We start from the raw sequence: 7460 nt of genomic DNA, 5'->3' as shown, positions 1-7460 counted from the left end.
CGATCTCGGCCAGTGGGATCGCGAGAAGTTCCTCAACGTGATCAGGGACGCCGCCATCTAACCTCTCATCAGATTTCCTCCACATTTCACCATTGTCACTAAAGAACCGAGGGTAAACTTACCCTCGGTTCTTTTACTTTGCATCGCCGTTTTCAGCAGCGGTTGAGCGTAGAGGTTTGGCACGCGATCTGGGTTCTACAAGAGATGGGCCAAGAGGAGACGTCGGGTGTGCCGACCGAGCGCAGTTTACCCCAAGGGTACTTGCTCGCTACGCTCGCAGCGCCGACACGCGACGAGAACAGTCCAGTGGGCTGTTCCCCAAAGCGAGGACTGTTTGAGCGAATCGGTATACCCGATGGCTCCGACAGGCGGTGACTTTCAAGAAAGGGGCAGGAATGACGAGGAAGTCCTTTACGACCTACGCGCAGAAAATGCGCCAAGCTAACCGAGAGGCCCTGGCCACCGTTGTGGCCCTCGTTGCCATTATTGTGGTGTGGTACGTGGGTGGCATCGGTTTGGCTGGGTGCGGCATTGAAGTGTTCTCGACGCCGCTGTGGATCATCGGCGGCACGGTGGGCACCTGGGTGGCGGCCATTGCGGCCGCGGTCATTCTTGCCAAGTGCGTGTTCGCCGACTTCAGCCTTGAGGACGAGGGGGAGAACGATGCCTAATTTCGCAGCTCTCATTCCCCTTATTCTGTTTCTTCTGGTGGCGCTTGTCGTCAGCATTGTGGTGCGACGCCGTACTATGGCAGCGGGTGGCGGCTTTGTGAACGAATACTTCATTGGCAACCGTGCCCTGGGAGGCTTTGTGCTGGCCATGACCACTATTGCCACCTATGGATCGGTGAGCTCCTTCGTGGGCGGCCCTGGCCAGGCCTGGCAGACTGGCTTCGGCTGGGTGTATATGGCCGTGGTGCAGGTAACGGCCCTGGTGCTGCTCTATGGCATCTTTGGCAAGAAGATGGCGCTGGTGTCCCGCAAGCTGAATGCGGTGACCGTGGTGGACGTGGTGCGCGCTCGCTATGGCTCGAATGCTCTGGCCAACTGCGCGGCCGTGGTCATCGTGCTGTTCTTCGCCGCTACCATGGTGGCGCAGTTCGTGGGCGGCGCCAAACTGTTCGAGGCGGTGACCAGCTACTCCTACTTGGTGGGCCTGGCTCTGTTCGGCATTGCTGTTATCCTATTCACCACCATCGGCGGCTTCCGCGGCGTTGCTGTCACCGATGCTTTGTGCGGCGTCATGATGTTAGCGGGCATCGTGGTGCTGGCGGGCGGCATCCTGTCGGCCGGCGGCGGCTACGAGAGCATCATGCAGTCCATCAAGGCCACGAGTCCCGCTATGTTGGAGCCCTTTAGCGACGGCACGATGCCTCCTTCGCTGTACTTCACCCAGTGGCTGCTGGTGGGTGTGTTCACCTTCGTGCTGCCGCAGTCGGTGGTGCGCACCATGGGCTACAAGGACGTGAAGTCGCTGCATTCGGCCATGATCTGGGGCACCGTGATTATCGGTGCCATGATGATTGGCGTGACATCGCTGGGCGTGCTTTCTGCTGGTGTGCTGACGGAAGACTTGGCGGCCTATGGCGGCAGTGTTGACAACATCATCCCGTCGGTGATCGTGGAGTCACTTCCGCCAGTGCTGGGCGGCATCGCTATCATCGGTCCCGTGGCGGCTTCTATTTCCACGGTGTCTTCGCTGCTCATCTCCTCGTCCTCGGCCATTATCAAAGACGTGTACCTGCACTGGTGCGATGAGCGCGGTACCGTCCCAGCTGAGCGCTCTATCGCGGTGTCTAGCCAGGCTATTACGCTGGGCATTGGTGTGCTGGTTTTCGTGCTGTCCATTGTGCCGCCCGACGTTATCTGGAAGATCAACATGTTCGCCTTCGGCGGCCTGGAAACAGCGTTCTTCTTCGTGCTGGTGTGCGGATTGTTCTGGAAGAAGGCCAACGCCACGGGGGCGCTGTGCTCGATGGTGGGCGGTGTGCTAGCCTACTGTGCCTGCATGGCCGGAGGCTTCAAGGTGATGGATCTGCACCAGATTGTCATCGGCATCACGGTGGCCGGCGTGCTGATGGTGGTCGGCACCTTGGTGGGCCGCCAGAAGCCCGCAGCAGACCTGAAGGTGTTCTTCCCCGAGTAGTTCAGCGGCGGCTTTCAAGATTGGTGTCCTCAGACCTGCTCAGGAATGATGTCTCAGCGCTTGCCTGAATGGCATTGTGAAGGCCGCTTCGGGGGGGGGTGATCATGACAGGCGCCAAAGCTATGCGTTGATGGTGCCTGTCATGACCTCCGCGATAATCGAGACACTCGAGACACTCGAGACACTCGAGACACTCGAGACATCACGCTCACTGCGATCGCCGCAATCACCACGACAATCGCGAAAATCTCAACCGCAACGATCATTGCAATCTCTGCGACAGTCTCGATCAGCACTATCGTTACGACAATCTCGATCATCACGACAACCGCGATGATCGTGCCCGCACTTGCCTCTCTGGATCTGGTCAAAAAGTGAGCGAGGCGGGACTTTTGTTCGAAATTGCGCGACTAAGGTCGAATATCGCTCGAGGCGGGGGTTTTGCGCGGAAAGCGCCCTCTATTTGGTAGTGAAATGGCCAAATAGAGGGCGCTTTCCATCAAAATGGACTGATAGCACCCTTGAAAGCCATGCAAAATCCCCGCCTCGAGGCATTTGCGACCTTAAAACTCAATTCTCAAACAAAAGCCCCGCTTCAAGCGATATTTGACCAAGCGGCAACGACCAAGCAATGGAGACGGCCAAGTGAATAGGACGGTGACCAAACGGAAAGGGCGGCGGCCAAGTACAAGAGGCGGCGAGCAACCGAAATGAGCAGCGACCAGCCAGAAGTGTGGTGACCGGTCGAAATGGGCAGCGATCAATCAGAAGGCTAGCGGTTAGGCATAACCTCCGCCTCAGGCGAAATTTGACCAAGCAGCGGCGAGCAAACAAAAGGGTCCGGAAGTTCCGGACCCTAGATGCTTCTGGTGGAGATACGCAGCAAGCGTGCTTCGTGAATGCGCGGCTGGCACGAACCCGCCGCAGCTACGAACGCGGTGCGTTAGGCACTGGCCACAGCTAAGATTCTGCCGCAGCTAGGAGCGCGTCGCTGTTACGAACGCGGGGCGCTGGGGCGCTGGCCGCGGGGGGCGCTGCCGGGAGCGCGGCGCTGGCGCTGCGGAGCGGGAGCGCCTACGGGGGTGGCGCAGTAGGGGCACACCGTCCAGGAGGGCTCAAGCGCATGGTTGCAGCGGATGCAGAGGTTCTTCAGCTGAGTGTGGCAGTTGGGACACAGCACGTAGTCGGCCTCAACGGGATAGCCGCAGGTAGCGCACTCGCCGTACTTCATAAGCTGACGCTGCTTGAGGGCGATTTCCAGCTCCTGCTCATCGCGATCGAGCTGCAGCAGAGGCGGACGCAGCAGGCAGTAGGCAATAAGACCGAGCACCGGCACCAGGGCCACGACGGCCCAAATATACCACTGGGCACCACGCATGTAGGCGTCGCGCACCACCCATACAATAGACAGGACATACAGGATAACCAGCAGTACCACGACGACGGTAAATGCCGCCTGCATTTCGGGGGTCCACAGCTGCGACAAAAGCTCGCTCATAGAAACCTCTTCTTCGTTTGGGGCCATCCAACGCGTAAGCGCGTGAAAAACCTGATCAGTGCTTGTGCCACCATCATCGATGACACGATGACATATTATAGCAAAGAAGCCGCAGCGCCAGAGATTCCCGAAAGAATGCATTCCCTTGTCCGCCACTGGCACAAGAAGGCCCCCGCTTGCGGGGGCTAAGAGTGGCTATGTCGTTAGCAATTGGACGGTGCGCGAGCAGCCGTCCGCCCGTGTGCACATTCACATCGGGTGCGAATCGGGCTATCGGTCAAGAATCGTTGCCATAGAGGAGGGCGTGCCGGGTTGCGGCCCTGGGATGGGGCGCGGTGGTTGCCCTAAGCTTCCTCAATAGCCTCTTTCGCCTCGAGGAACTGGGCAGCGTGCTCGGCGCAGATGGCGCCGTCGGCTACGGCGGTTACCACTTGGCGCAGGTCTTTGGTACGCACATCGCCCGCGGCGAAGACGCCGGGCATGGCGGTTTTGCCGTCGGCGCTCGCAATGATGTAACCGCCCGCGTCCAGGTCAAGATCGCCTTCCAGAAAAGCGGTGTAGGGCTTCATGCCAATGGCAATGAAGACCGCCGATGCGTCCAAGTCGCGCGTTTCTCCGGTTTTGCCGTTGCGAATGCGCAGGCCGGAAATGCGACCGTCTTCGGTGAGGAACTCCTCGGGCGTGCTGTCCCAGCAGAATTCCACGTTGGACAGCTCGCGCAGGCGCTCGTGGTAGATGGCCGTGGCGCGCAGCTTGTCGCGACGGTGCACCAGGTACACCTTGCGGCAGATGCGGGCCAGATAGATGACGTCGGCCGCGGCCGTATTGCCGCCTCCCACCACTACCACGTCCTTATCGCGGAAGAAGTTGCCGTCGCAGGTGGCGCAGTAGGAGACGCCGCGGCCGCGCAGTTCCTCTTCGTGGGGCAGCCCCAGCTGAGCTGCCACCGCGCCCGTGGCCACGATAACCGTGCGGGCGAAATAGGTGCCAAAGGGGGTGGTCAGCTGGTTGGGCTCGGCGGAAAAGTCCACCGAGGTGACGTCTTCCATAATGAAAGCGGCGCCGAAAGAGCCGGCCTGCTCGTACATGTCCCAGGACAGCTCGAAGCCGCTGGTGGAGCGCGTGTAGCCGGGATAGTTCTCCAAATGCTCCGTTTGCGCGCATTGGCCGCCCGGGGAGAGGCGCTCGAAAACGGCGCAAACGAGCCCAGCGCGTGAGGCGTACAATGCCGCGGTCAGGCCTGCCGGTCCCGCACCGATGATGGCCACATCGTAGATGGTCTGTCCTTCGGCCGGTGTTTGCTGGGCTTGACCGGGGTTTTTGGTGGGCTCGTTTGCGTCCATGGGTATCTCCTAGAGCATGGCCAGAATGTTCTGCTTGGGCTGGGCGCCCAGAGTCTGGTTCTTGATGGCGCCGCTCTCAAAGACGATGAGGGTGGGCACGCTGGACACCTGGTACTTAAAGGCCAGGTCGGGCGTGGCGTCGATGTCTACCTTGTACACGGACACCTGGCCAGCCTTCTCGGTGGCAATTTCGTCAATGACGGGGGCCACCATGCGGCAGGGGCCGCACCAGGTGGCGAAAAAGTCAACGAGCACCGGGCCCTGGGCATCCAGCACCTTGGTCTGGAACTCGTCCGCGTTCTTAATTACCTCAGCCATAATTTCCTCCTAAGTTTGGGTAGAGGGGAGGGCCGGCGGAAGCACCGCTGCCCTTCGCCTTCTTTGAGATGATAGTAAAAGGAGATGGCTCATTGATGGCCTGTCACAGGAATGATACGAAACCGTGGGCAACGCATCGTTGCTCTTTAACAAACCGTTGTCGCTGAGTCAGTGGCTCGGCTCTTTCTATTGATGCGTCGTATAGTAAGGGTTAGCTCAAATCGCGCACGAGAAAGGGAAGCACCGTGGTCGTTGACCTCACTTCGTTGGCATTTATCTCTTTGGTGGCGGTGCTGTGCCCGATCATTGCGTCGTTCATTCCCGGCAAGGCCATTCCGGAAACCGTGCTCTTGCTGCTGGCCGGGGCGCTGCTGGGGCCGCACGGCGCCAACCTCATTCAAATTTCCAACGCCATCTCGCTTCTGTCCGATCTGGGGCTTGCTTTCCTGTTCCTGCTGGCCGGCTATGAAATTTCCCCGAAGAACCTGACGGGCACCGAAGGCAAGCGCGGTGCCGCTACCTGGGTGGTTACCTTCCTGGTGGCCTTCCTTATTGTGGCCGTGTGGCCGACGCTTTCCGTGTTCGAGCTGGACGGCATAGCCGTCGTTATTGCGCTGACCACCACGGCTATGGGTACCTTACTTCCCATTCTGCAGGAGCGCGGCATCCTGGGCACGCGGGTGGGTACCGAGATTATCGCCTACGGTACCTGGGGCGAGCTGCTGCCCATCTTGGCCATGACGGTACTGTTGTCGACGCGAGCCACCTGGCAGTCGGTGGTCATCCTCTTTGCGTTCTTGGCCATTGCCTTGCTGGCGGCGGCCGTCCCGAAAATGGCCGCGAAGGTGGGCACCTATATTCATAAGTTCATTGTGGACAACGCCAACACCAACGCTCAGATGGTCATCCGCTCGGTGAACCTGCTGCTCATCGGCTTGACGGCTATTTCCGCCGTGTTCGACTTGGATATTGTGTTGGGCGCCTTCGCCGCTGGCTTCATCCTGCGCTTCCTCATTCCCGAGGGCAACCAGACCATGGAAATGAAGCATAATGCTATCGCTTACGGCTTCCTCGTGCCGTTGTTCTTCGTGGCCTCGGGGGCCAAGATCGACGTGCGCGCCGTGTTCTCCGAGCCGGAGCTTTTGGTGCTGTTCATCGTATTGCTGCTGTTCGTGCGCGCCCTGCCTATTTTCGTCTCCCTTTCCCTGGGGAAGGACTCGCGCACTATGGATGTGCGCGAGCGTTTGACCGTGGCCTTCTACTGCACCACGGCGCTGCCCATCATTGTGGCCGTCACCACGGTGGCGGTGTCGGCTGAGGCCATGTCCCAGGAAACGGCATCGGTGCTGGTGGCAGCCGGTGGCGTCACCGTTTTCCTCATGCCGCTGCTGGCTTCTTTGGCTACCCATACCATGAACGCCGATCTGGGACGGGCGGTGCGCAGCATTCGCCAGCATCCCGGTGATGCGGGCAAGGTGCTGAAGGAGCATTGGCAGCTAGAGCGCCAGCGCCATGCCCAGCTGAAGAAGCTTCCCCATACCTGGAGTTCCTACGACATCGATTCCCGGTGCCCCGGCGGCCATTGCGAGCGCCAGACACCGCCGACGGCGGCTCCCTCGCAGCCCTCCGACGGACACGGTTCCGTATAGTGCGCGCTGCCCCCGTTCTGCTACAATAGTCAGCTGCGCTTTCGGGCGCTTACCCTACCTAACCGTTTCACGCAAAAGGATGCACCCATGCAGGAAACTGATATGAAAGAAAAGCTCCAGAAGATCATCGAGGCCTACAACGAGCTGCAGGCTAAGATGGGCGATCCGGCCGTGCTGGCCGACCAGAAGGAGTACAACCGTCTGGCGAAGGAGTACGCTTCCCAGGGGCCTCTGGCCAAGAAGGCCGCCGAATACGTGCAGGCCATGGACGATCTTGAGGCGGCTAAGGAGATGCTCTCCGATGCCGACATGAAGGAATTTGCCCAGGAGGAAATTGCCGGCATCGAGGCGCGTCTGCCTCAGCTGGAAGAGGACATCAAGTTCATGCTCATCCCGGCCGATCCGGCCGACGAGAAGGACATTATCGTCGAGATCCGCGCCGCTGCTGGCGGCGACGAGGCCGCCATTTTCGCCGGCGACCTGTACAAGATGTACGAGCGCTTCGCC

Annotated in this window: 7 protein-coding genes; 4 read left to right on the top strand and 3 right to left on the bottom strand. The window is 59.9% G+C overall.

The genetic code is table 11. From position 1 onward, the window contains the following. Nucleotides 1-395 precede the first annotated feature (395 nt). Both QZ307_RS10285 and panF read left to right on the top strand, forming a co-directional pair. A complete protein-coding gene (locus QZ307_RS10285) occupies nucleotides 396-671 on the top strand; it encodes a DUF997 family protein (protein ID WP_295999563.1) in 276 nt (91 codons plus the stop codon). Continuing rightward, nucleotides 664-2145 (top strand): sodium/pantothenate symporter, encoded by a 1482-nt coding sequence (panF, locus tag QZ307_RS10280; protein ID WP_295999561.1) that lies wholly within the window; start codon nucleotides 664-666, stop codon nucleotides 2143-2145. Before QZ307_RS10285 ends, panF begins: the two co-directional genes overlap by 8 nt. Before the next feature lie 994 nt (nucleotides 2146-3139). Here the strand turns inward: panF and QZ307_RS10275 are convergent. The 3 genes from QZ307_RS10275 to trxA all read right to left on the bottom strand — a co-directional run bounded on the left by QZ307_RS10275 (nucleotide 3140) and on the right by trxA (nucleotide 5304). Next, nucleotides 3140-3643: a zinc ribbon domain-containing protein gene (locus QZ307_RS10275; protein ID WP_295999557.1), complete on the bottom strand. Its 504-nt coding sequence runs from the start codon at nucleotides 3641-3643 to the stop codon at nucleotides 3140-3142. 344 nt (nucleotides 3644-3987) lie between these two features. Continuing rightward, on the bottom strand, nucleotides 3988-4986 hold the full coding sequence (trxB, locus tag QZ307_RS10270; protein WP_295999555.1) for a thioredoxin-disulfide reductase: 999 nt from the start codon (nucleotides 4984-4986) through the stop codon (nucleotides 3988-3990). A gap of 9 nt (nucleotides 4987-4995) precedes the next feature. Beyond that, nucleotides 4996-5304 carry a thioredoxin gene (gene trxA, locus QZ307_RS10265; protein ID WP_295999553.1) on the bottom strand — a complete coding sequence of 103 codons (309 nt, stop codon included), beginning with the start codon at nucleotides 5302-5304 and terminating at the stop codon, nucleotides 4996-4998. 266 nt (nucleotides 5305-5570) lie between these two features. On the opposite strand from trxA, the gene QZ307_RS10260 reads away from it, so the two are divergent. Together QZ307_RS10260 and QZ307_RS10255 are read left to right on the top strand one after the other, a co-directional pair. Then, on the top strand, nucleotides 5571-6953 hold the full coding sequence (locus QZ307_RS10260) for a cation:proton antiporter (protein WP_295999551.1): 1383 nt from the start codon (nucleotides 5571-5573) through the stop codon (nucleotides 6951-6953). Nucleotides 6954-7040: 87 nt separating this feature from the next. Continuing rightward, the coding region (locus tag QZ307_RS10255; protein ID WP_366779025.1) for a PCRF domain-containing protein at nucleotides 7041-7460 on the top strand (420 nt) is incomplete at its 3' end.

The organism is uncultured Adlercreutzia sp., assembly GCA_910585575.1.
Lineage (GTDB): Bacteria > Actinomycetota > Coriobacteriia > Coriobacteriales > Eggerthellaceae > Adlercreutzia.
Note: the sequence above shows the minus strand (reverse complement) of the source record. Positions and strands in the feature narration are given on the sequence as shown.

Bases quoted from the DNA above. Each gene is read 5' to 3' on its own strand.
- QZ307_RS10285 (WP_295999563.1), top strand. From the start codon at position 396: ATGACGAGGAAGTCCTTTACGACCTACGCGCAGAAAATGCGCCAAGCT.
- panF (WP_295999561.1), top strand. From the start codon at position 664: ATGCCTAATTTCGCAGCTCTCATTCCCCTTATTCTGTTTCTTCTGGTG.
- QZ307_RS10275 (WP_295999557.1), bottom strand. From the start codon at position 3,643: ATGAGCGAGCTTTTGTCGCAGCTGTGGACCCCCGAAATGCAGGCGGCA.
- trxB (WP_295999555.1), bottom strand. From the start codon at position 4,986: ATGGACGCAAACGAGCCCACCAAAAACCCCGGTCAAGCCCAGCAAACA.
- trxA (WP_295999553.1), bottom strand. From the start codon at position 5,304: ATGGCTGAGGTAATTAAGAACGCGGACGAGTTCCAGACCAAGGTGCTG.